Raw genomic sequence first — 260 nt, 5'->3', positions numbered from 1 at the left:
GATTGTTTAGGATGTTGGGAACGACTCGTGATCCAACTCAGTCCAATGTTTTTCAGGATCTTGTAGACATGATCTAAATGATACTGAATACCAAACTCAGATTGGATATAACGCTGAATATCCTTACCTATGAGTCGCCCGCCTTCTTCTGAGCGGCTGGCAGTATCGATATAGGTAAACAACTTTTGCTTTTGTGCATGAGTCATCTTACTCGCATTTTGATTAGACATATCACTTCTCAATGCATCGATACCTTCTGT

General features: G+C 40.4%; 1 protein-coding gene. It reads right to left on the bottom strand.

The annotated features are described in order from the left end of the window. Positions 1-260, bottom strand: a 260-nt coding sequence (locus tag Q0791_RS25170; protein WP_299011979.1) for a winged helix-turn-helix domain-containing protein, incomplete at both ends; no start/stop codon positions are given.

The sequence above is a fragment of the uncultured Shewanella sp. genome, assembly GCF_947495455.1.
In the GTDB taxonomy this organism is placed as follows: Bacteria; Pseudomonadota; Gammaproteobacteria; order Enterobacterales; family Shewanellaceae; genus Shewanella.
Note: the sequence above shows the minus strand (reverse complement) of the source record. Positions and strands in the feature narration are given on the sequence as shown.